Below are 22,676 nucleotides of genomic sequence, written 5' to 3'. Positions count from 1 at the left end.
TTTCTCCTATCTATTATAATAATTTTTTGCTTTCAAATCGGTCCCTAGTAGGTCATGCAAATCTATAATGCCATAGCCTTCCTCATGAAGAAGAGTAATCAAAGTGGGTATGGCTTCAACACTTTCTTTATGAATATCATGCATTAGGATGATGGAACCGTCTTTCACATCGTGCATTATTTTATCAATAATTCTCTTGGAGTCCCTTAAGTCCCAATCCATGCTATCTACGTTCCATAAGATGTTTGGTCTTCCAGCAATTCGCAAGACTTCTTTGTTGTTTGAACCGTAGGGTGTACGAACAAATTCAGGTTTTTTACCAGTTAGATCATAGATTAAGGCATCTGTTTTAGCAAATTCAGATTCAATTTTCGTATTATCTTCATACACAAGGTCCGGATGTGAAAATGTATGATTTGCAACAGTATGATTCTCGATATTTATGCGTTTTACGAGTGACTCATTTCCTTCTATATTTTGGCCCAGAAGGAAAAATGTAGCTGTAACTTGTTCGGCTTTCAAAGCGTCCAAAAGCACAGGGGTATATGCCGAGCTTGGACCATCATCGAAAGTAAGTGTGACATGTTTATTATAATGTGTAAGCTCTTTGGTACTTGAAGGTGACAAAGATGATTGCTCCGATGAACTTGTAGTCTCTTTGTCATTTTGAATGAGATTGACACTTGCTTTTATAACTACAACTATACTTAAAATTAGTAATACCACTACAATGAAACATTGTTTGTTTTTACTTTTCGCTTTCTTTGTATTCATAGCTAACCTCCATGTGTAGGTAAACTATAAATCATAAATGTATCATTATTGTATCATGGTTTTTTATATTAACGACAATTTTACACTAACCAATTGATTGCTTTGTTTAGAATTATGTTGATAGTCTTAGTCTTAGGAATGTCTATACGTAAAGGATTGATGAATTGAGATAAGAATTATAAATAGGCATTTTTTTGGTTCAATCCTAAACGCATTCATTCTACTGGGATACTTAACCCCAGTAGAATACCAACAAAGACTATCTAGTAATTTTGTCTAAAAAGTGTTGTCATACCAGTAATCCCTGTTTATTTAGATAACTATATATAAAGTTTGTATCTTTACATTTGTTGATGACCAATTATGCGCTTTCCGAAGGAGAAGCATTTGAGAGTTTCGATTGTTTCCACCGATAATATAGAGACTTTGAGATATTAAATAATCTTGAAATAACTTTGCTGGGTATTAGTAATCTACAATTTTCTACGAGATCTATCAATATTATTTAACCGCAACCTTTCCATCTCGCTGTACCTTTTCAAGTTTGATTTGTTTTTCTAGTAGGGTGTTCTGAATCTTAAGCGTTTCCTCTAGATTTTTCCCTTCAGATCCATGATCATAGCAATATTTCTTTCCTATTAATTGATCAAACCTTTGTATTTTGTCACTAATAAAGTACCACCATGTATACATTTGATTGCCTATCTGCATATGAAGCTCTTTTAAAGTTTCTTTACACTAAATTCTTTCTTTTGCAATTAAACTGTCTGACACTTTACTTCTGTCGAATGCGGTTGTTTCATACTCACAAAGAATGGACCTCTTATTTGTAATTATTATCCATGGACAGTTGTACGAGTACAGGATTTGTTTTTTATTCCCAAATCATCAGGCTAATCCTAAATTGGGAGTTATATTATTCTAAGATTGAATGCATTAAAATTGCTGCTGATGTATAATTTGCATATATTGATTGTTAATCTAAAAGGAGAATAGAATGGCAAGACCAACAACCAAGAAAGATTTACAAAGTGCTGCAGAAAACTCATTTCAAAAATTGCTGGCGTCTATCAATGCTATGCCCGAAGCGATGATTCTGACACCATTACAATTTAATGACGACAAACTGAAGGAGGCACATTGGCGCCGAGACAAGAGTGTAAAAGATGTCCTCATCCATCTATATGAGTGGCATGAACTACTGCTCCATTGGGTTCAAAATAATCTTGAGGGGAATGAAGTTCCATTTCTTCCCGAACCATATAATTGGAAAAGTTATGGTGCGATGAATGTGACGTTCATTGAAAAGCATCAGCTGACATCTTTTGAAACCGCAAAAGCAATGCTCATTGAAAGCCATACACAAGTAATGACTCTAATCGACACATTAAGTAATGACGCTTTGTTTTCGAAAGCTTACTTTAGTTGGGCCCCAACTTCAACAGTGGGAAGTTATTGTGTTTCTGCTACCTCTAGTCATTACGAGTGGGCATTTAAGAAACTGAATAAACATGTCAAAATGAACTCGTAATACGTTATGTGCCATAAGTTGATTTTTCTTTAACAAATTATGAAGACGAATCTTTGACATAAATATTGTATGTCCCTTTGAGTATGGTATACTGTCTGTATTCCGTTATATAATGTCCAAATTGGTGGACAGTCTCTACACTTAACCGTAAATTAAGTACTATGACGTATTCTACGTTTGAGATATCGGAATTAGAGTAAGGAGATACTGATGAATCAGATATCTTGTTTTTCTTGTTTCTCAAACAGTGAAACACTAAACCTACATCAAGGCAATCAGTTTACAGAATTCATTTCTAATTCTGATTTTTTTGTTGTGAGTAACAAGATATTGCAAACATCAGTTTTTATCAACTTTGACACAGTTGCATGTGTGGCAATTCAATCGCTTTTATCGACACAGAGAATTAAAAAACAAAGAACCTTATTCGAGGCATGCTTAAAAGCGCGCTTCATGATGCAAACTAAGCATCAAAACGGTTCTTTTTTCGTTGCGGTAAAAGCACCCATGTTCGTTTAAAATTACGGGATTAAACAACATCGGATATTATAAGTGTTAAAGATGCTGTCCTTGCTGAGTTTTAGTTGGGAGGCTCGTTATGAAGCTAAAATACATAAATAAAAGTAAGCTGATTGCGACTGCACGTGGGGACGTGCAAGCGGATATCGTGCTTAAAAATGCTCAAGTTCTAAATGTTTTTACTGGAGAGATTCGTTTAGGCGACATCTATGTTTCAGACAATGCGATTGCGCACGTTGAATATGAAAATCGCGACACGGTTGATGCAAAAGAAATCATCGATGTAGAAAACAAATTTGTTATTCCAGGATTGATTGATGCACATATGCACATCGAATCTACAATGCTTACGCCGCGAAACTTCACAAAGGCAGCATTACCGCATGGGACAACAACGATTATTACGGATCCGCATGAAGCTGCAAACGTTACAGGTGTTCGCGGCGTTCAATATATGCATGATAGTGCAGAAGGTCTACCGATGCGCCATTTTGTAGATATTCCGAGTTGTGTTCCGTCAGTGCTCGGACTTGAAAATTCTGGTGCAGAGTTTGGGGTTTCAGAAATTGAGACACTTGCATCGTTGGATCGTGTTATCGGGCTTGCAGAGGTTATGGATTATTTGGGTGTCATTAATGGTGAAGCACGCATGATGGACATTATTGCAGCATCTGAACAACGTGGCCTCTTTATCCAAGGCCACGCACCATCAGTGTCCGGCCGTGATTTGTCTGCATATATTTGTGGCGGACCACGTAGCTGTCATGAGTCCCGATCTGGTGCCGAAGGTTTGGAAAAACTACGTTCGGGTCTGTTTGTGGATGCACGTGAAAGTTCAATTACGAAAAATGTCAAAGACATTTGGGAAGCTGTAAAGGGTTCACGCTATTTAGATACCTTGTGTTTATGTACAGATGATAAAGAAGCCGAAGATGTTTTAGTACATGGTCATATGAATGAGGTTGTGAATGCAGCAATATCTTATGGGATGGATCCAATAGATGCGATTCGTTGTGCATCATTTAATACAGCACGCGAAGTCCAAATTGATAATCTCGGAGCTATCGCACCAGGTCATATTGCGGATATGCTTGTTGTAGACTCATTGGAAGCAATTCATCCATCACGTGTTTTCTACGAAGGAAAACAAGTTGCATCTGAGGGTTCATTAGATGTCGAGATTCCAACACATATGGATCCAATTGAGTTAGAAAACACAGTATTTGTAGATAAACTAAATCTGAGTGATTTTGAAATCGTAGCTCCGATTGAAAATGGAACAATCATGATGCATGGTATCGAATACCATTCACCACATTCTTCAATCACAACGGTATCTCAGTTTGAAATGGAAGTGGTTGATTCAAAAGTTATACTACCTGAATGCTTCAATTTTGTGGCTGTTGTGAATCGTCATAAGAATAATAACGGTATCGCATTAGGCATTGTAAAGAATTTTGGCATGCAAGGTGGTGCATTAGCATCCACAGTATCCCACGATTCGCATAACCTTACGATTGTATACAACAATGCGGAAAACGCACTCTGTGCAGCAAACGCATTAATGCACCAGGGTGGCGGTATGTCAGCCGTTAAGGATAATGAAGTCCTACACACATTGGATTTACCAGTCTTTGGTTTGATGTCACATCTCGAAGCTGAAGCATTGGCTATCGAAAATCGAAAGATGAAAGATGCAAATCGTTCATTGGGAATGACCGAGTTTGTGAATCCATTGATGCGTATTACGACTTTATCACTAATCGTGATTCCTGAAGCGAAGATGTCGGACTTAGGTCTCGTAGCAGTTAGCGCGAAAGAGATAAAACCATTATTTATAGGATAAGTTGAGGATTAAGAGAGCATGAAAATGATTATTCAAAATGTCAGAAATATGCCCGAATGGAATGCTCTAAAAACAATTCGTAAAGAAGTCTTTGTCTTAGAACAAGGTTTGGATGAATGTGTCGTTGAAGATATCCATGATGAAACATGCATCCATATACTTTATGAAGATGCAGGTAAAGTTGTGGCGAGTTGTCGCGTTCGCCAAGAGGGTGATGTTGCCTACATTGAACGTGTCTCCGTAGCCAAGGATTATCGCAATCAATCACTAGGAAAACAACTCATTCATGAAGCGGTTAAATTTATTCAGTCAAGCAGTGCACTATTGATATCAATTTTTGCACAAACACAAGTCAGTCCGATGTATGAAAAACATGGTTTTGAAGTGAGTGGAAATAACTTCCAAATCTATGGGACATCGCACATCAAGATGATTAAACATATAGTCTAAAGGGAGAAGACAATGAAAAAGGACAGTAACATCTTATTTATAGTTTATATCATGATTGTTATTGCAATATCGGAACTAATCGGTATGCAATTCGTCAAAGTGGGAAATCTTACAATTCTCATTCTGCCATTGGTTTTTGCGGTACTCATTACAATGATTGTTGGAATACCAGCATGGCGTAAAGGAATCATCCAAAAGATTTATTCTGATGCAAATATCAAATTTGCAGGGAGTAATTTAATTTTTATTATGTTGCCGTTGATGGCTCGTTATGGAGCAGATGTAGCACCCAAGATTAACGAAATTATGCAATATGGATGGGTATTCCTACTACAATCTGTAGGAAATATTGGAACAGTAATCTTAGGATTACCTATTGCACTGTTATTAGGTCTAAAACGTGAGGCTATTGGTGCAACTTTAGGAATTGGTCGTGAAGGCGAGTTGGCTTATATTTCAGAAAAATTTGGACTAAATGGTGAAGAGGGTCGTGGTGTCTTATCCATGTATCTTGTTGGAACACTCTTTGGTGCATTATTCTTCAGTTTCATTCCACCAATTTTAAATGCGGTAGGATTTGACTATCGTGCACTAGCCATTGCTTCTGGTTTAGGATCTGCAAGTATGATGACTGCAGCATCCAGCTCAATTGTTGGACTACACCCACAGTTTGCGGATACCATTACATCATTTGCCGGTGCAAGTCAGCTCGTTACGAGTTTTATGGGAACCTATATCATGGTATTCCTCTCGATTCCATTGATGAACTTTATGTATAAAATTTTAAAAAAAGAAAGAGCTATAAACTAGGAGGCCCATCATGATTACAATTATAAAAGAACAATTACCACGTTTGAAAATGCTTTTAGTGGGGGCGTTTTTAATTCTATTCACACAGTCGATTAAACTGATTAAAAACCCTGCATCAACACCAATCACAAAAGAGACGTTCATGGGATTAGGAGTCCTTGTACTTTTCTCATTTGCAGGTCTAATAATTACTGAACTTATGAAGAAAACGGGCATTAAGATTCTTGCGGATTTCCCTGTTCTTGGTTGGGTATCCATTACCTCTTTAGTCTTTTGCCTTATTTCACCATTTTTTATTACGGCAATTGGAGGTGTTGATTTCTTATCAATTACAACACCGGTTTTGGCTTTTGCGGGAATTTCAGTAGCGAATAACTTGGGCGATTTATCGAAGAACTCATGGAAATTTATTATTGTTGCATTGTTTGTATTCTTAGGAAGCTATCTTGGTCGTGCAATTATTGCGCAACTGGGATTATGGATTATCGGCTAAGTGATGAAGAAACTAATCTTAGATGTGGATACAGGAATTGATGATAGTATTTCACTCGCTTATATTTGTGGACAACACGATGTCGATCTCTTGGGTGTTACAACAGTTTACGGTAATGTTGATTCAGATACTGCAACACATAATACGAAGAATCTTTTAAGTTTACTGGGTAGAGATGATGTTGGTGTTTATCAGGGCGCGGAACACGCATTACATACTGAAGGATTTACACAACAGCGTGGGGGTGCAGTTTTCCATGGACTGAACGGTGTCGGCGACGTTGCGTTAACACAAAGTGGTCGTGCAATTGAGACAGTGTCGGCTGTCGACTTTCTTCTTAACATGGCTCATATCCATGATGAAAAGATTACGATTGTTGCAAGTGGTCCACTGACAAATCTTGCGCAGGCGATTAAAAAGGACCCATCGACGATGCAACGGTACCAACGAATTGTTTTAATGGGCGGAGCGCTAACTGTTGCAGGAAATGTTAGTCCGGTTGCTGAAGCGAATATTTTTCAAGAACCACACGCTGCGAAAGTGGTTTTTGAAAGTGGTATCCCGATTACAATGATTGGGTTGGATGTCACCTCTCGTGTGATTTTAAGTCGCGATGATTTGAAGCAATGGGAATCAAAGAATGATGTGTCAAAAGTGTTGTTACAAATTATGGATCATTACTTCAAGGCACACGAACTTATTTATCCCCAATGGGGTGGTGCTGCGATGCATGACCCGCTCGCAGCAGTCGTCGCATTGCATGAAGAGGTCGTTCGTACAATTACGGTTCCCGTAACCGTATTAACGGAAGAGAAACAATTCGGTCGAACCGTACTCGATTTAGCAAATATTGAGGATGTGCAGGCGCATTCTGTAAATGTTGCCCTTGATGTGGATGTTGAATTGTTCAAAAAACATCTTCTTTCTGCCATCTAATCACAAAAAAAGGTACTGATTCGTCAGTACCTTTTCTTATCGAAATAATGTAATTCTATTTTTGTCGCAAACTGTATTTTCTCAAAATGACGCCAAGAACAATAAAGGCAGCAGCGACGAATGCGAGATTGCTTGCTTGCATTCCAGTTGCAGGAAGTGTCCCTTCTGGAGTCGTTGGTGTTTCTTTGTTCGTGGTAAATTTTAGATTACGAATTGCATTATTTAAAGCTAGGGTTGTTTGGTCTACTGTACTTTGTGTTGCAGCATCATCTTTGAAGATGGTTTGTGCTTGTTCGAGTGCAGCTTTTAGGGCATCGATCGTGTCTTTTGTGTAAAGTGTTGTGTCAATTGCTGTGGCTCTTTCGATAGCTTCTTTTAAATTTGCTTTGTCGATAGTTGGAATCACCTCTATATCAACAAGGTTATCAAGTGCTCCTTGTAATTTCAAAATGAGTGCATCGACTGCTTCTTGTGTATAATTACCGGTTGCAAGCAATGTCGTCGCTTCTGTTGTTGCATCTGTTAAGACAGCAACACTTTCTGGCGTATAAAGATTTGTATCCAGTGCCTTTGCTTGTTCAATGAGTGTTTCAAGTCCACTGACATCAACGCTATCCTCAAAGATTAAATACTTCGTATCTTCTGCGAATGTTGGTTCTAAAAGTGTAATCATATTTTGAACTTCATCACTTTGTAGATAAACACTGGCTTGTGTATCATGTGGAGCTCGTGTTTCAAGGACACTGATAAGTGCTCTTAAGGCGTTACGTTTGCTTGGTGTTGAGGTTGATGTTAAGGTGCTGAATTCAGATTGAATCATACCTACAAGGTATTCGTGAGCTGTTGTATCATCCCCCAAACCTAACGCTTGGTACACTAATTCAGAGACCATACCATATGCATTAGTGTTGAAATTTTTAGTATAGAAATCGTTGTCCCCAGGTCCCATGATAGGTGTGTTTCGAGAGTTGGTCATCAGTGCCAATGTTACGTTATTATCAGGGTCGATGAGTGTTAATGTTCCAGTCCATCCAGTATGTCCAATGGTGTTTTTGCTTGCAAAATTGGAGAATGCCCAACCATAACCATTAGCATCACCTTGACGACGCCATCCATAACCGTATGTATCATTGAGGGCACTTGGTGCTACAAATTTATCAATAGTATCTTGAGTAAAGAAAGTCTGACCATCGACAGTTCCTTGACTTAACATTGCTGTTGCAAGGATTGCGACATCTTGCGCTGTTCCAAATAACCCAGCATGTCCTGAAATTCCGCCCATTGAGTAGAATGCTTTCTCATCGTGAACTTGTCCAGTAACAACCTCTGTTCGCTCATTTTCGAATGAAATTCGCCCATCACGTGTATTTCCGTGCAGTTCGGATGAGACGGTGTCATTTATTGTAAAACCATGGTCTAATGGATTAAAGACTAATGAGTTAAGGCCAAGTGGTTGATAAAAGTTTTCGTACACATAGGTGTCTAAGCGTTGTCCGCTAACTGCTTCAACGATAGCTCCAAGTAACATAAAGTCAACATCAGAGTATTTAACAACGGATCCTGGTTCCGAAAGTAAAGGCGTTTTCAACATCATCTCTAAAGTTAAGTCTCGGTTTTGCGAGAAGAGATAGTTTGATCCATCACTTTCAAGGTTTCCAGTGTAATTTTGGTTGTGATATTGTGGATCCGGGGTGAATCCCGCATCATGTCGGAGTAAATGGCCAACAGTGACGAGGTGTTTCGATTGCACGCCACGTCCATCATTTACAAATTCGGGAAAAATTGATACGACGGTTGTATCAAGTGTAATTTTTCCTTGATCAACAAGTCGTTGCATTGCATAGACCGTTGCGTACATTTTAGTATTGCTTGCAAGGTCGAATAGCGTGTCGGGTGTAACTTTGGTTCGTTGTGCCAAAGGTAAAACCTCGATTTGGTCGAGAATGCTTGCGCCATTTTCGTCGTAAACATTTTTGTAATTGTTCGTGTATCCATAGGCTGAGTTTTTGACTAATGACCCATCTTTAGTTACGGCAACTTGGACTCCTGTAAGTCCATATCGCGTTTCAGCTGTGATTATTTGATCAAGAAGTTCGAACATTTCAGGTTTTGCAACAGGTGCTGATGCTTCAGCATTTATAGGTGTTACAATCGTTAAAAGCATTGCGAAAACGAGTAATGTGCTCGACACTACTTTACTTACATATTTCATAATTTCCTCCTCTAAAATTATAAAAAGAGCCCAAGGTAAAATCCCTGGGCTCTTGCTTAAGTTGCAACTTAATGGCACGCCACATGCATAGATTAGCCTATATATTTTCGATTGTCAATCAAAAAAAGGAATTTATGAAAGTGCATACAATCCACTAATTAGTGGATATCCGCGGTATGAGTGGGTTTAACAGCAAAATAATTTCTCGAAAAAATATAAAAGATAGAAATAAAATTTCATGCGGATTTTTTAGCACAATCTCAAATTATTGCGGATTTGTGGCCGGAGGATCTTGTAATGATTTTGCCACTTCTAGAAGAAGTCCAAGATCGAGGTGTCGCCGTGTATTTATCTACATTTGAATCAGTTTCAATCACACTCAACAATCTAATTGTGGATGAAGATAACCGTAAAGAAGGAGAGTATCATATTTTTTTCGATTCTCTGCGATGGTCAAAAAGTTGTCGTGGGAAGTTTGGATCATCGACTTCGAGCGAGTGGGATTGAAACGCATTATCCGACCATTGTTCAATTGGTTCAAACTGCCTTTAATCATGATGTTATCATAACAATTGATGCATGAACATCGGGATGTCTTAGGATCCGATTACCTTGATGGGCTTCGGGAACTTGTGCCTCAATATCATAAAAAAATCGTTAAAGTACCTAAGGTGCTTTGTTAATATTTGTCGTTTTATACACAATAACTTCATACAATTATCGCCTCAAGATGTGAATTATGTTTTCTGCAAAAGATGTTCAATGGTATAATAACGGTACATATGTATGAATGTATGGGTGGGCATAATTCATAACGGGTTCAGCAGTAATATAGCGCTGGCATATTACATTGGATGATGACTTTCCTGTAGATAATTACGATTAAGGAGAGATACAATGAATCATTTTAAAAGAGCATGGCTTAGTGTCATTCGTCGTAAGGGCAAATCATTAATTCTTTTAGTCCTTATCTTTGTGTTGGGAAATGTCATTGCTGGTGCATTTTCGATTCAACAAGCTTCGAAGAATGTTGAAAAAACGATTAAGTATCAGTTAGGGTCAATCGCCACAATTACGCTTGATAATGATGCCATCATGAAAGAAATGGAAACAAACCCTGATTTTGATTTCTCAATTAAAGGACTCAGTGTTAAAGATATTGAGACGATTGGAGCCACAGATAGCGTTAAATATTACGACTATTCAATCATGGCAACACTTCAGTCAGATAGCATAAAAAATGTTGAATCGAATAATCCTGGAGTGCTTCGTCAAAGTCCAACGGAAGGAACACAACGCGCTATGTTTGAACTTCGAGGCATCAACAATCCGAATGTGACGTTGATAACGGAAGGGAAAATGAGCCTTACCAATGGTCGCGTTTTTAATGCAGATGAAGTCAAGGCTGGGAAATTAGTGGTTATGGCATCAGAGCCGTTTATGAAAGAAAACAATCTGTCTGTTGGGGACATGTTAACACTCAGCAACATCATTACTGGAAGTAGTGAGAACGGTGAAATGACAGATGTTGTAAAACGTGACGTGACCTTTGAAATTATTGGAACCTTTACATCAGAAACCCTTAAAGAAGAAAAAAAAGAGAACGATATGAGTACGCAATTCTTCCAAGGTCAGTATGATAACTTACTACTAACACCGAACAAAGTTGCTTATGAAGAAGCGGCGTATGCATTAGAAGGATTCCAAAAACAATATCCAGAAATGTTTGAGAATCAAACACTAACGACGGAAGAGTATATTATGCAATATGTATCACCTGTTTTTGCCTTAAACGACCCTAAGGATGTAGAATCCTTTAGAGCAGCAGTTGATCCAACCTTGCCAAAATTCTATAAAGTCAATACATCAAGTGATGCGTATGATTCAATCGCAGGCCCGGTAAAAACTATGGATTCGATGGCCCAGATTACGTTAATAGTGGCAGTCAGTGCAACGATTCTCATTCTAAGTTTAGTCATTGTCCTATTCTTAAGAGATCGAAAACATGAACTTGGGGTTTACCTATCGCTTGGTGATCGGCGTGGACGTGTTGTGGGTCAGATTGTCATGGAAGTGATGATGGTTGCAGTTGTGGGGCTGACCTTGTCATTGGTCACCGGAAATTACTTGGCAAAAGGGCTATCATCCAATCTTATGAAACCATCGGATGATCCGATGTTTGGGATGCCAATGTACAACGAATTCGCATCAGATCTCAACGAAGGCGATGTGCTGGAAGCATATAAAGTTCAGTTAACGCCGGAATATGTTGGTCTTTTCTATCTTATTGGATTATCTGTAACAGCAGCAAGTACCATCGTACCGACGGTATATATCACACGACTTAATCCAAAGAAAATCATGATGTAGGGAGGGTAAATTATGTCATTAATCGAAGTTGATAAAGTAGAGTTTTATTATCAAGACGGGGATCAACGCCGCTATATTCTTCGGGATGTGGATGTCCGTTTTGAAAAAGGAAAATTTTATGCAATCCTAGGTCAATCGGGTTCAGGAAAAACAACGCTGTTATCGCTAATTAGTGCGATGGAAGAACCTGCTGGGGGACGAATTTTGTATGAAGGGGACGATCTCAAGACGATTGGCTATGAGTCTTATCGCCGTAACAATGTTGGGATTATATTCCAAAGTTACAACTTGATTCCTCATCTCACTGCGCATGAAAATATTTTACTGGCAATGGGGATTACGGATAATGAACTGCCAGATGGTGAAAGTATGGTTGCTTATAATCTGCTGGATTATATTGGTATTACAAAATCGAAGGCGGATCGTTTAGTTACGAAACTGTCAGGTGGGGAACAACAGCGGGTCGCGATTGCCCGATCACTAGCAACGAATGTTGATCTTATTCTTGCGGATGAACCAACCGGTAACCTAGATGAAGAAATGGAAATGGAGATTATTAATATCTTCAAATCACTCGCACATGAGCATAATAAGTGTGTTGTTGTCGTTACACACTCAAACGAGGTTGCATCGCAAGCCGATGAAGGATTTTACCTTCGAAAAGGAACGATGCGTCCGATTCAAGTAGGCAGCAATGAGTGACTTCCTCAAAAGTTTAGTCAAGAGAATTATGAAAAAACGACGAATCAGGAAAAAGAAACACACGCTAATGATGAAAAGCTCGATGACGACACTTTAAATTCAACACCTACAAACTCAGAAATTGAACAAAGATACGAAGATACTGCAGAAATCGGGATCGTAAAACCAGCTCTCGAAACAGAAACAACTCGCAAATCGTTGGATGACTATAAACGTGAGGATGCGAGTGATTCGAAGGGTGACGAAGAAGTCGAAATTGATGATACCTACAAGGCACGAAAACGAAAACAATACATGATGATTGGTGCAGGCGTTGCGACGGCATTATTCCTCGGTTTTATACTCTTCTATTTTATGACCACGGTGAAGTACCCTAATTTTATGGGAAAACCAGTGACAGAATTCCAACAATGGGCTAAAGAGAGTAGTATTATAGCAGCGATCACTGAAGAATACTCCCTTGTAGACGATACCGGAATTATAATGAAACAAGTGACTTCTGAAGGCAAACGTGTTAAGAAAGGGAGTACACAAGAACTTGTTGTGAGCAAGGGTGCAGACCCGCAACAAGTTGTACCACTCCCTGATCTTACTGCAATGAACGAATCGGAAATCAACACATGGGTTAAAGAAAACAAAATGGAGAACATTAAAGTTGTCCAAGAATACAGTACCGATGTGGCAAAAGGAAAGTTTATTCGGCAAGAAATTCGTGATAAAGACGTAAACCCAGAGACTTTGAAACGTAAAGATACCGTAACGATTTTTGTATCAAAAGGTGCAGAAGTATACACCAAAGATATTAAAGTTTTAGACTTTAAAGGCAAAACAAAAACGGATGTCGAAGCGTGGTATAAAGATAAGAAGTTTATTTCCGAGTTTGTATATGAAGAAGGCTATGATGACAAGCTGGAAGTTGGCATGATTATTTCCCAGGGAACAGCTCCTGATACTCAAGTGGGTAAAGACGATGTGTTAACGTTTGTTGTTTCAAAAGGTAAGGCAATTTATGTTCCGGACTTTTCCCAAATTTCTATGGGTGAGTTTAAGGAAAACCCTCCAACGGGAGTTAATGCAATGTTGAAAGAATGGTACAGTGGATATGCTTATGGAACCTTCTTGGAGCAAAGCATTCCTGCTGGAACAAATATTGCTGGAACGCAAGATGCATCTGTTAAAGTATATTATTCGATAGGGAAACCTTATGTAGGAGACCTTATCGGCATGAAAGAGAATGAACTTGCTGCCTATTTCTATGCATTTAGAGATCGAGGCGCAAATATTAGTTATGCTGTCTCATATGTGTCACCTGCTGGATGTGAGCCGAAAGGTACGGTAGTTGGTGCAAGTAAGTACAGTCAGTATGTGGCGATGGAGGATCATGTATCTGTGACTGTAAGCAATGGAAGTTGTAACTAAATTGATGATTTTAAGGAGAAACAGTGGTTACCGCTGTTTCTTTTTTTTATGTGATTTGGAACAAAAAATGCAAATCGAATAATGATAGCGCTTAAATTATTGAAGTAAACGATTACATTTCGATTGACAAAGCATTTTTGACTGAATATAATGAAATTATAGTTGAATATACAATATTTTGTACATAGGAGGTTTTGTGGAAACGAGATTGAACATTTTGCTTGAAAATAATGTCATTGATATCGAGGTTTACGAGTACGCAATGAAGATATTTCAAGAGTATGCGCTGGAACATAACTGGAATGAAACTGCTACTGAGGTTTTCTTAACACATCTTGCGATGGCATCACAACGGATACGAAATGATGACGTAGTTGCGCCAATGGATGCTTTCATTCTTGATGAAATAAAAGAAAGTAATCATTTCGAATCAGTACTTGAAGTCACCGAAAAGATTCTCGAACACTCACAAATTCCGTTCCCGGAATCAGAAAAGCAATACATTTGGTTACATCTAACCAATGTACTTAATAGTCAACAGGAGGACTAAATATGATTAAAATTGTCGTTGGTGGACAAATAGACAAACAAGCAATTGCGGAGTTAGCAAAAAAGATAGGAGGAGATAGTGTTTCGATTGATGTAAAAAGTGATCTTGATGCCGCTATGGCAATGAAGAGTGGTCAATACGACTATTACATAGGTGCATGCAATACTGGAGGCGGTGGCGCCCTTGCTATGGCGATGGCATTGCTTGGTTCAGATCTGTGTTCAACAGTATCCATGCCAGGATCAATCAAGGATGAGTCATTCATGCTTGAAGAAATACAAAAAGGGAAAAAAGCATTTGGTTTTACTGCACAACACGCTGAAGTGGTTGTGCCAATTCTTATTCGAGAATTCATCAAATAACCTAAAGGAGAAGAACTATGGAATATATTATTATCATGGCAATTGGTGCTTTGGCATCAATTCTTGCCAATAAAGGTATTGCAGTCTTTAACGACGGATTTAGACCCGTTGTACCACAATATTTTGAAGGTAAAATTAGCCGTAAAGAATTAGCAGCGACCAGTTTTGCAATTAGCTTTGGACTTGTCGTCGGATTTGGAATTCCAACGTCAATTGCTGCTTCAATTATCCTCATACACTCCATCTTATTGGCAACTGATATTATTGGTACAATCTTTAAAGATGATGTAACAGGATTAATTCTATCTGGTGTTGTAGGTGCTATTTATGGCGCAGCAATCCTTGGTGGATTACAGTTTGTTGTTGATCTTTTTGCAGCGATGCCATTTAACTTCTTAACGGCACTTGGAAGTGTGAGTGCCCCTGTCACCGTCGCTTTCGCAGTGTTCCCAGCAGTAGCAATTGCGATGCAACACGGATTCAAAAAAGGAATGATTACAGGAATGATTACAGTTCTTGTGTGGTTCGTCGTTAAAAAATTTGGAATCTTCACACTTGGTGGCGCTAAAGTTGCGTTAAATGCTGAAGGAATCTCAATGCTTGTTGGAACAATTCTTATGGTTGTTTTCGCAACACAAAACAAACAAGACACCAGTACTTCCAATCAAGATTTAACCAATGTATTCTCAGGCCAAGTTGCACGCATCCAAAAAAACTGGTGGATTCTTGGAATCATGGGTGGACTTATTGCCGCAGGGACAAGCCTTCTTATCATTGCGGGGGATCCAACATCCTTAGCATTAATGTCTGAAGGTCAAATGACCAGTGCAGCGATGGCAGCCTTTGCACGTGCGATTGGGTTTGTGCCACTCGTGTTTACGACGGGAATCGTTACAGGCGTTTATGGTCCTGCTGGAGCAACATTCGTCTTTGTAGTGGGTATTGCATTACATGGTAATCCACTGCTTGCATTTGTCGTGGGTGCAGCCGTTATGGTTTTAGAAGTATTCTTAATCAATATCTTTGCGAAAGCAATGGATAAATTCCCAGGTGTTCGTGAAATGGGTGAACATATTCGTACTGCAATGAGTCGTGTACTTGAAGTTGCATTGCTTGTTGGTGGGGTTATTGCTGCCGATAAAATGGCTTCAGGGATTGGTAGTTTATTCGTTATCGGATTCTACTTGTTAAACAAACAATCGAAAAAGCCTATTGTGGATCTTGCAGTTGGACCGGTTGCGGCGATTATCTTTGGTATTCTCTTGAACATTTTACTACTTATCGGACTATGGGCATTACCGGTCGTAGCGTAGTATGACAAACAAAGTTTCTTCATTTGCATTACGTACCTATCAAGCGCTCGGTGAAAAGGCTGTTGTCGAAACCAATGTACAAAAAATTGTAGATTGTGAACAATGGCTCAATCGTGAAGAAACATGTTATTACGTTGGTGTGAAAAACACCAACGTAATTCCCATGGAATTCTTAGAAATGCTTGAGACACATGGGTATTTAATGCATACTCGCGATGCTATGGCTCTGAATGGACGTGCAATCGACCTAGAGCTGGTTAATCCAATTACAGGTCGCTATATGACGGGATCATCAAGTGGTACAGCGATTAATGTTTTTAAAGGAATCAATGACATCGGTATCGGAACTGACGGGGGTGGCTCCGTTTTAGCACCAGCAGCAGCGCTTAATTTGTATGGATTTATCAGTCCCTTAATTTGTAATGATGCATTGTCAAAATATTCAAAAAAATCAACCGACAACATCACATTTCAACCATCGATTGGGTTTATGACTCGGGAGTTTGGGGTATTGCGGGATGTGGTTTCGTTGACGTTATCAACAGATAGCCAAGCATTGTGTAACGTTGTCGTAAGTACATCAGATTTTGAACCGTATCAACAATGTTTACGAACCGTCCAACATCATTTGGATGTGTCGGATTATACGAACCTACACTATATCAATACCAATCGATCCCTGATGATCGAAGAGCTTCGTCATTTTGACTTTGATACATCGGTGTTAATTACGTTTGAAGGTCCAATTGATTTTATTGAATATGGTGATTCTTTATCAGGACACTATGATGCACTAACCACTGCTAAGCAGTCACAGTCACATAAAAATTATCTGAAAGTGATTAACATGTTAGGACTCAGTGCAATTAGCATTCCAACATCGCAACTCAGTACCAGTATTTTAATGATTTGCAAAAGTGACCCTACTTACATTCGGGCGATGATGGCTTTTGCGCAACAAATTCCTTTTGAGCGATCTGCGCTTGAAAGTCGCTATTTTACACCACAAGAGTAAGGAGGCTTATATGACATTACTTAAAGATGGCATCACACTAATTCATGAACATACAACAATTGATTTATCAAAGGTGAAAAACAATCCGGATTGCTTCCTCGATTGTTTTGACGAAACAGTTCAAGAGTACAAAGAATTGTACGATTTGGGTGTTCGCAACATCATCGATGTAACTGCAAACGGAATGGGCCGCAATGTTGAGTACGTTAATAATGTTGCTGCGGCAACAGGCATTAACATTTTACAAGCAACTGGTTTTTATAAAGAACCTTTCCTTCCAGATTTTGTCTACACAATGAGTATCGAGGAACTGGCAGATTTTATGGTTTCTGAAATTGAGTCAGGAATTGATGGGGGAACAACACGTGCAGCTTTAATTGGAGAAATCGGAACGAGTAAAGACGTCTTTGAACCGATGGAACGCAAGGTTTTCAAAGCATCCGTGATTGCAGCAAAACGTACAAACACAGTTATTTCGACACATACTTCGTTAGGAACACTCGCCCTCGAACAAGCTTCGTTCTTTATTGAGAATGGTATTGATCCGTCACGAGTTATCATCGGGCATCAAGATCTTTCAGGAAATCTTGATCAAATTAAATCTCTCATTAATCAAGGGTTCAATGTTGCGTTCGATACAATCGGAAAAAATAATTACTTTCCAGATGCAACGCGTGCAGATTTTCTCTTTGAACTTCAAGAACTGGGGAAATTGGATTCCATTACGTTGTCCCTAGACATTACCCGTAAATCAAATTTTAAGTACCAAGGTGGTATTGGTTATACATACCTCTTTACGGATTTTTTACCAATGCTACGAAAAAGGGGCATCACTGAGGCTTCAATCCACAAGATGTTAGTGGAGAATCCGCAACGAATATTTGGAGGTCAATAACATGAAAGCATTTCCGTTACAAAGTATGAATCTTGAAGCAGCGACTAAAATGCAATTTAAACTCGTCGATAGCATTACAAAATATTTTAATGGGTATGAAATTCTACAACAAGGGGACTTGGGGGTTCATCCATCAGGGAACCAACCGGAAACAACTCGCAAAGTAGAGCGCGTTCTCGCAGAATTTTTTGGGGTCGAAGATGCATGTTTCGTTCGCGGTGCAGGAACTGCAGCAATACGAGAAGCCTTTGCAAGTGTCGTGAAAGCGAACGATACGGTTTTAGTACATGAGGCACCAGTTTACTCCACAACCATCACAAGTTTTGAGATGCTTGGAGTTCAAACACTATCCTGCAACTTCAATGATTTAGAGGAACTTGAAGTGACATTGCGAAAGAACCCAACGATTCAAACAGTCTTAGTGCAGTACACACGCCAACAACTATCGGATAGTTACGACATGAAGCAAGTTATCACAACCATCAAGAATGTTAGCCCTGATTGCGTCGTTATCACCGATGATAATTATGCAGTCATGAAAGTGCCCTTTACAGGTGCACAATTAGGTGCTGATTTGTCATGTTTCTCAATGTTTAAACTATTGGGTCCTCAAGGTATCGGATGTGTGATTGGAAACCAAGCATACATCGAAACGATACGAAAATTTCATTATTCAGGGGGAAGTCAAATTCAGGGATTCGAAGCATTGGATGCAATGCGTTCGTTAGTTTACGCCCCCGTATCTCTTGCCATACAGGCAACGCAAATAGAAGCACTTGCAAATCACATCAACACAATCGGTCTTAAAGGCGTTGCGGAAGCTGTCATCGTGAATGCTCAGTCAAAAGTAGTGTGTGTTCGCTTTGATCAACCGATCGCTAAGGCTGTTCTGGAAGCAGCGGCAAAACGAGGTGCTGCAGCATATCCGGTAGGGGCTGAAAGTAAGTTTGAAGTAGTTCCGATGTTTTATCGCGTTTCCAAAACAATGCTTCAATCCGATGATCAATTTGAAGCATATTGGATTCGAATTAATCCAATGCGTAGCGGTCATGAAACTGTATTACGTATTTTAGAAAGTGCAGTTGAGCAGGTGTTATCATGTTTATAGATGTTTTAAAACGCCGGAATCCTGAATTTTTAGATACCGTACGGAAGATGCACCAAGCAGGACAATTAGAGCCAGATACCTACGTTGTCGATATGGACATCTTACGCCAAAATGCGCAAAAAATACGCACTGAGGCTTCTGCTTCAAACATTGATTTGTACTTCATGCTCAAACAATTGGGACGTAATCCCGTAATTGGACAAGAACTTGTCGCAATGGGTTATCGCGGGGCGGTCGTTGTAGATTTTCGTGAAGCAGAAATTATGATGCGCCATAATATTCCTCTTGGAAATGTTGGTCATCTCGTGCAAACACCCAAACATATGCTTGAGCGTGTTATGGCCTATGGAACTGAGGTTTTTACCGTCTTTTCTTTGGATAAGGTTAGAGAAATAAATGAAACAGCACAAAAACTAGAAATGATCCAAGATGTGATTGTGAAAGTGGCATCAGAAAATGATTTGTATTACAGCGGTCAAATGTCAGGGGTAGACTTAACGGAACTTGATGCATTCATAGCAGCGACACGACAAATGACGCATATTCGTATTGTTGGAGCTACTGCTTTTCCCTGTTACCTTTACGACACCCAAACACATAAGACACACGCAACACCAAACTATCAAACTGTCATTACCGCAACTGAGATGATGGAATCTCAAGGACTTGAAATTAAGCAAATTAATGTTCCTTCCACAACCTCGGTCTCAACATTAAAAATTATGGCTGAAGGAAAAGGGACAATGGGCGAACCAGGGCATGGATTAACCGGTACCACTCCAGCCCACGCATATCGTGATTTGGAAGAGTTGCCAGCTGTACTTTACCTAAGTGAAGTCTCACATAATTTTAGACATAAAGCCTATGCTTATGGCGGGGGACATTATCGTCGTTCGCATGTCAAAAATGCACTTGTTTATCACCGTGATCTTGAAGTCATGGATACAGTGATTCCTGTAGATGATGATAGTATTGACTACTATTTTGAATTAGAACATGAACATGAAGTGAGTGCGACGGTTATCATGGCCTTTCGTTTTCAAATGTTCGTGACACGTAGTAAAGTTGCGCTTGTTGAAGGCATTCATTCAAATTCACCACGCATCATGGCTGTGTATGATGGATTGGGGAAACTTTATGAGTAAGAAACGCTTCATCGTAGTAGTTTTGGATAGTTTTGGAATTGGTGCGATGGACGACGTTGCGAAAGTGCGTCCGAATGACATTGGTTCGAATACATGCCTTCATTTGCTTGAATATCCTTACTCTAAGACATGGCCTCATTTACAAAGTCTAGGACTCATGAATGCATTAGAAATAGATGTAATTGGCTTTGAGAAGAGTTCGAATGCTATTTTTGGACGGAGTGAATTGAAACATTTTGGTGCTGACTCCTACTTTGGGCACCAAGAAATATCCGGAACAAACCCTAAAAAACCTCTGTTTACACACATTCAAATCCATTTGGAAGATATCGAAAAAGACTTAACAGCATCAGGATTTAAAGTTAGTCGCATTGAACAGGATGGATTACAAGTTCTCAATGTCAATAATATGATTATTATTGGCGATAATATGGAAACGGATTTAGGACAAGCGATTAATGTTGTGGGAGCGATGGATACCTGTGGATTCAAAATGATACAAGAAGTGGGACATATTGTCCGAAACCATGTTAAAGTTCCTCGTGTAATTGCTTTTGGTGGGTCTGATGTGACGATTGAGCGCATTAAAGCAAACATCATCACGAAGGATGGGTTTATTGGTGTTGATGCACCAGCTTCTGGGGTCTATGACTCAAACTATCATGTTGTGCATATTGGGTATGGTGTGGACCATACCAAACAGGTACCGCTTGCACTTGCACGTATTGGAATTGAGAATCATTTCTACGGTAAGGTTGAAAATATTGTTCACAACCCACTAGGTACAAACTATCCGTGTGTCGATACTGCGGATACACTTAATGCCTTAATTAATGATTTGGATACATATGATGAAGGTTTCTTTTTCTTAAACATCCAGGAAACAGACCTAGCGGGGCACGGGGAAAATCCGGAACGCTATATCGATGTCTTAAACATTGCAGACGAGCGACTGGGTGTTTTAATGTCCAAACTAACACCTGAAGATATTCTAGTCGTCATGGCGGATCATGGAAATGATCCGACCATAGGTCATAGTAAACATACACGGGAAAATGTACCACTACTCATTAAACGAATCGGTCACGAAGGTCTGACAGATATCGGGACGCGGCGAACAATGGCGGATGTTGGTCAAACTGTTGCTGATTATTTTGGCACAGAAATCGAGTTTGGATTATCCTTCTTAACTGAAATTGAAAAGCACTGAGAAAGTGCTTTTTTTAACATAGGAAGCATCAAACATATTTGTTATAATATATTAAAGAAAGGAAGTTTTATGACACCAAGAAGAAAATTGATGACAAAAAACGCCTTAGCAATTGAATATCTAGCAAAGGACTTCATAAGTAGAGATATTGGTTCTAAAATTCTCACAATTTCTGAGTATGAAAAAATGATTGATGTTGCCCGAGGTACAATTCAAAATGCAATTAAACAGTTGGTAGATAGTGGTGCCATTGCGGTAGAATCCCGTGGACAATTAGGAACATACTTATCTCAAAAAGATTTGAAGTTGCTACTCGAGTTTGCTGGAATTTCATTTTTGGTTGGGGTTATGCCGCTGCCATATTCTCGAACCTACGAAGGGCTGAGTACCGCTTTATTAACAACGATGGAAAATACGCTTAATATTCCTGTCAATATGGCGTATATGCGTGGTGCACAACAGCGGATTGAAATGATGCTTAATGGTCGATATGATTTCGCAATCATGTCAAAATATGCAGCCCTTGCCTTTCTAAAACACGATACTAGCATTGAAATCATTAAAGAATTCTCTGACCGAAGCTATTTATCCGGTCATATAATTTTGTTTTCGAAAGATTCGTATCGTGATATAGAGGATGGAATGCGTATTGGGATTGATCATGACTCCATCGATCAATCGTCATTTGTCCGTGAAATATGTGCAGGCAAGCATGTGGAGTTTGTAGAAATTAAATATAATCAGTTGATAGAGTCTATTCAAAATGGCGTTATTGACGCAACAGTGTGGAATGAAGAAGACCGTGCTATTGAACTCAATGCGCTCAATACCATTCCGCTCAATCTTAAGAATAACGATAACCGGATCGCGGTAGTCGTTATTAATCGCAATCGAAAAGAGTTAGGAGCGGTCATGAATGCCCTAATTAGTGTCGAGGCCGTTACGCGGATCCAACAAGATATTATTAATGGCACATTGATTCCTAGTTACTAAAAATAGCACGAGAAGTGCTATTT

At 39.2% G+C, this 22,676-nt stretch carries 21 protein-coding genes and 1 riboswitch; of the genes, 19 read left to right on the top strand and 2 right to left on the bottom strand.

The window, feature by feature from the left end:
* Positions 1–6: 6 nt before the first annotated feature.
* The gene (locus GVV22_RS04120) at positions 7–774 is read right to left on the bottom strand and encodes a polysaccharide deacetylase family protein (RefSeq protein WP_159648897.1); all 768 of its coding nucleotides are present in this window, start codon (positions 772–774) and stop codon (positions 7–9) included.
* Between the two features lie 997 nt (positions 775–1,771).
* Between GVV22_RS04120 and GVV22_RS04115 the strand changes: the two genes are divergently transcribed.
* From GVV22_RS04115 to GVV22_RS04090, 6 genes are all read left to right on the top strand, one after another.
* The gene (locus GVV22_RS04115; protein WP_159648896.1) at positions 1,772–2,305 is read left to right on the top strand and encodes a ClbS/DfsB family four-helix bundle protein; all 534 of its coding nucleotides are present in this window, start codon (positions 1,772–1,774) and stop codon (positions 2,303–2,305) included.
* A gap of 85 nt (positions 2,306–2,390) precedes the next feature.
* Positions 2,391–2,487: riboswitch (purine riboswitch) on the top strand.
* Positions 2,488–2,903: 416 nt separating this feature from the next.
* Entirely contained in the window at positions 2,904–4,670 is a 1,767-nt protein-coding gene (gene ade / locus GVV22_RS04110) for an adenine deaminase (RefSeq protein ID WP_159648895.1), read from the top strand.
* A gap of 18 nt (positions 4,671–4,688) precedes the next feature.
* On the top strand, positions 4,689–5,120 hold the full coding sequence (locus tag GVV22_RS04105; protein WP_159648894.1) for a GNAT family N-acetyltransferase: 432 nt from the start codon (positions 4,689–4,691) through the stop codon (positions 5,118–5,120).
* A gap of 12 nt (positions 5,121–5,132) precedes the next feature.
* On the top strand, positions 5,133–5,930 hold the full coding sequence (locus tag GVV22_RS04100) for a DUF3100 domain-containing protein (RefSeq protein WP_159648893.1): 798 nt from the start codon (positions 5,133–5,135) through the stop codon (positions 5,928–5,930).
* Between the two features lie 10 nt (positions 5,931–5,940).
* Positions 5,941–6,423, top strand: a complete 483-nt coding sequence (locus GVV22_RS04095) for a hypothetical protein (protein ID WP_159636023.1) — start codon at positions 5,941–5,943, stop codon at positions 6,421–6,423.
* 3 nt (positions 6,424–6,426) lie between these two features.
* Entirely contained in the window at positions 6,427–7,359 is a 933-nt protein-coding gene (locus GVV22_RS04090; protein WP_159648892.1) for a nucleoside hydrolase, read from the top strand.
* A 55-nt stretch (positions 7,360–7,414) separates the two neighbouring features.
* On the opposite strand, the gene pbp4b is transcribed toward GVV22_RS04090, so the two are convergent.
* Positions 7,415–9,571 (bottom strand): penicillin binding protein PBP4B, encoded by a 2,157-nt coding sequence (pbp4b, locus tag GVV22_RS04085; RefSeq protein WP_159648891.1) that lies wholly within the window; start codon positions 9,569–9,571, stop codon positions 7,415–7,417.
* Positions 9,572–9,868: 297 nt separating this feature from the next.
* Here pbp4b and GVV22_RS04080 point away from each other — a divergent pair, with 297 nt between their 5' ends.
* From GVV22_RS04080 to yhfZ, 13 genes are all read left to right on the top strand, one after another.
* Positions 9,869–10,078, top strand: a complete 210-nt coding sequence (locus GVV22_RS04080) for a hypothetical protein (protein ID WP_159648890.1) — start codon at positions 9,869–9,871, stop codon at positions 10,076–10,078.
* Positions 10,079–10,468: 390 nt separating this feature from the next.
* Positions 10,469–11,941, top strand: coding sequence for an ABC transporter permease (locus GVV22_RS04075; protein ID WP_159648889.1), 1,473 nt, complete (start codon positions 10,469–10,471; stop codon positions 11,939–11,941).
* A 12-nt stretch (positions 11,942–11,953) separates the two neighbouring features.
* Positions 11,954–12,643, top strand: coding sequence for an ABC transporter ATP-binding protein (locus tag GVV22_RS04070; RefSeq protein WP_159648888.1), 690 nt, complete (start codon positions 11,954–11,956; stop codon positions 12,641–12,643).
* Positions 12,644–12,841: 198 nt separating this feature from the next.
* Positions 12,842–14,062 (top strand): PASTA domain-containing protein, encoded by a 1,221-nt coding sequence (locus tag GVV22_RS04065; protein ID WP_159648887.1) that lies wholly within the window; start codon positions 12,842–12,844, stop codon positions 14,060–14,062.
* A gap of 196 nt (positions 14,063–14,258) precedes the next feature.
* Positions 14,259–14,612, top strand: coding sequence for a PRD domain-containing protein (locus GVV22_RS04060; RefSeq protein ID WP_159648886.1), 354 nt, complete (start codon positions 14,259–14,261; stop codon positions 14,610–14,612).
* Between the two features lie 2 nt (positions 14,613–14,614).
* Positions 14,615–14,974: a DUF2620 domain-containing protein gene (locus GVV22_RS04055; protein WP_159648885.1), complete on the top strand. Its 360-nt coding sequence runs from the start codon at positions 14,615–14,617 to the stop codon at positions 14,972–14,974.
* Between the two features lie 17 nt (positions 14,975–14,991).
* Positions 14,992–16,287 (top strand): YhfT family protein, encoded by a 1,296-nt coding sequence (locus tag GVV22_RS04050; RefSeq protein WP_159648884.1) that lies wholly within the window; start codon positions 14,992–14,994, stop codon positions 16,285–16,287.
* Position 16,288: 1 nt separating this feature from the next.
* Positions 16,289–17,302 (top strand): amidase family protein, encoded by a 1,014-nt coding sequence (locus tag GVV22_RS04045; RefSeq protein ID WP_159648883.1) that lies wholly within the window; start codon positions 16,289–16,291, stop codon positions 17,300–17,302.
* 10 nt (positions 17,303–17,312) lie between these two features.
* Positions 17,313–18,197 (top strand): phosphotriesterase family protein, encoded by an 885-nt coding sequence (locus GVV22_RS04040; protein WP_159648882.1) that lies wholly within the window; start codon positions 17,313–17,315, stop codon positions 18,195–18,197.
* 1 nt (position 18,198) lies between these two features.
* Complete coding sequence (locus GVV22_RS04035; protein WP_159648881.1) at positions 18,199–19,305, top strand: aminotransferase class V-fold PLP-dependent enzyme; 1,107 nt, start codon at positions 18,199–18,201, stop codon at positions 19,303–19,305.
* Positions 19,296–20,450, top strand: a complete 1,155-nt coding sequence (locus GVV22_RS04030) for an alanine racemase (RefSeq protein ID WP_159648880.1) — start codon at positions 19,296–19,298, stop codon at positions 20,448–20,450. Before GVV22_RS04035 ends, GVV22_RS04030 begins: the two co-directional genes overlap by 10 nt.
* Positions 20,443–21,660, top strand: a complete 1,218-nt coding sequence (locus tag GVV22_RS04025; protein ID WP_159648879.1) for a phosphopentomutase — start codon at positions 20,443–20,445, stop codon at positions 21,658–21,660. Before GVV22_RS04030 ends, GVV22_RS04025 begins: the two co-directional genes overlap by 8 nt.
* Positions 21,661–21,729: 69 nt before the next feature.
* Entirely contained in the window at positions 21,730–22,653 is a 924-nt protein-coding gene (yhfZ, locus tag GVV22_RS04020; RefSeq protein WP_159648878.1) for a GntR family transcriptional regulator YhfZ, read from the top strand.
* Positions 22,654–22,676 lie beyond the last annotated feature (23 nt).

The organism is Erysipelothrix aquatica, assembly GCF_009828825.1.
GTDB lineage: Bacteria > Bacillota_I > Bacilli_A > Erysipelotrichales > Erysipelotrichaceae > Erysipelothrix > Erysipelothrix aquatica_A.
The sequence above is the reverse complement of the archived record's forward strand: the minus strand, read 5'-3'. Positions and strand labels throughout refer to the sequence as shown.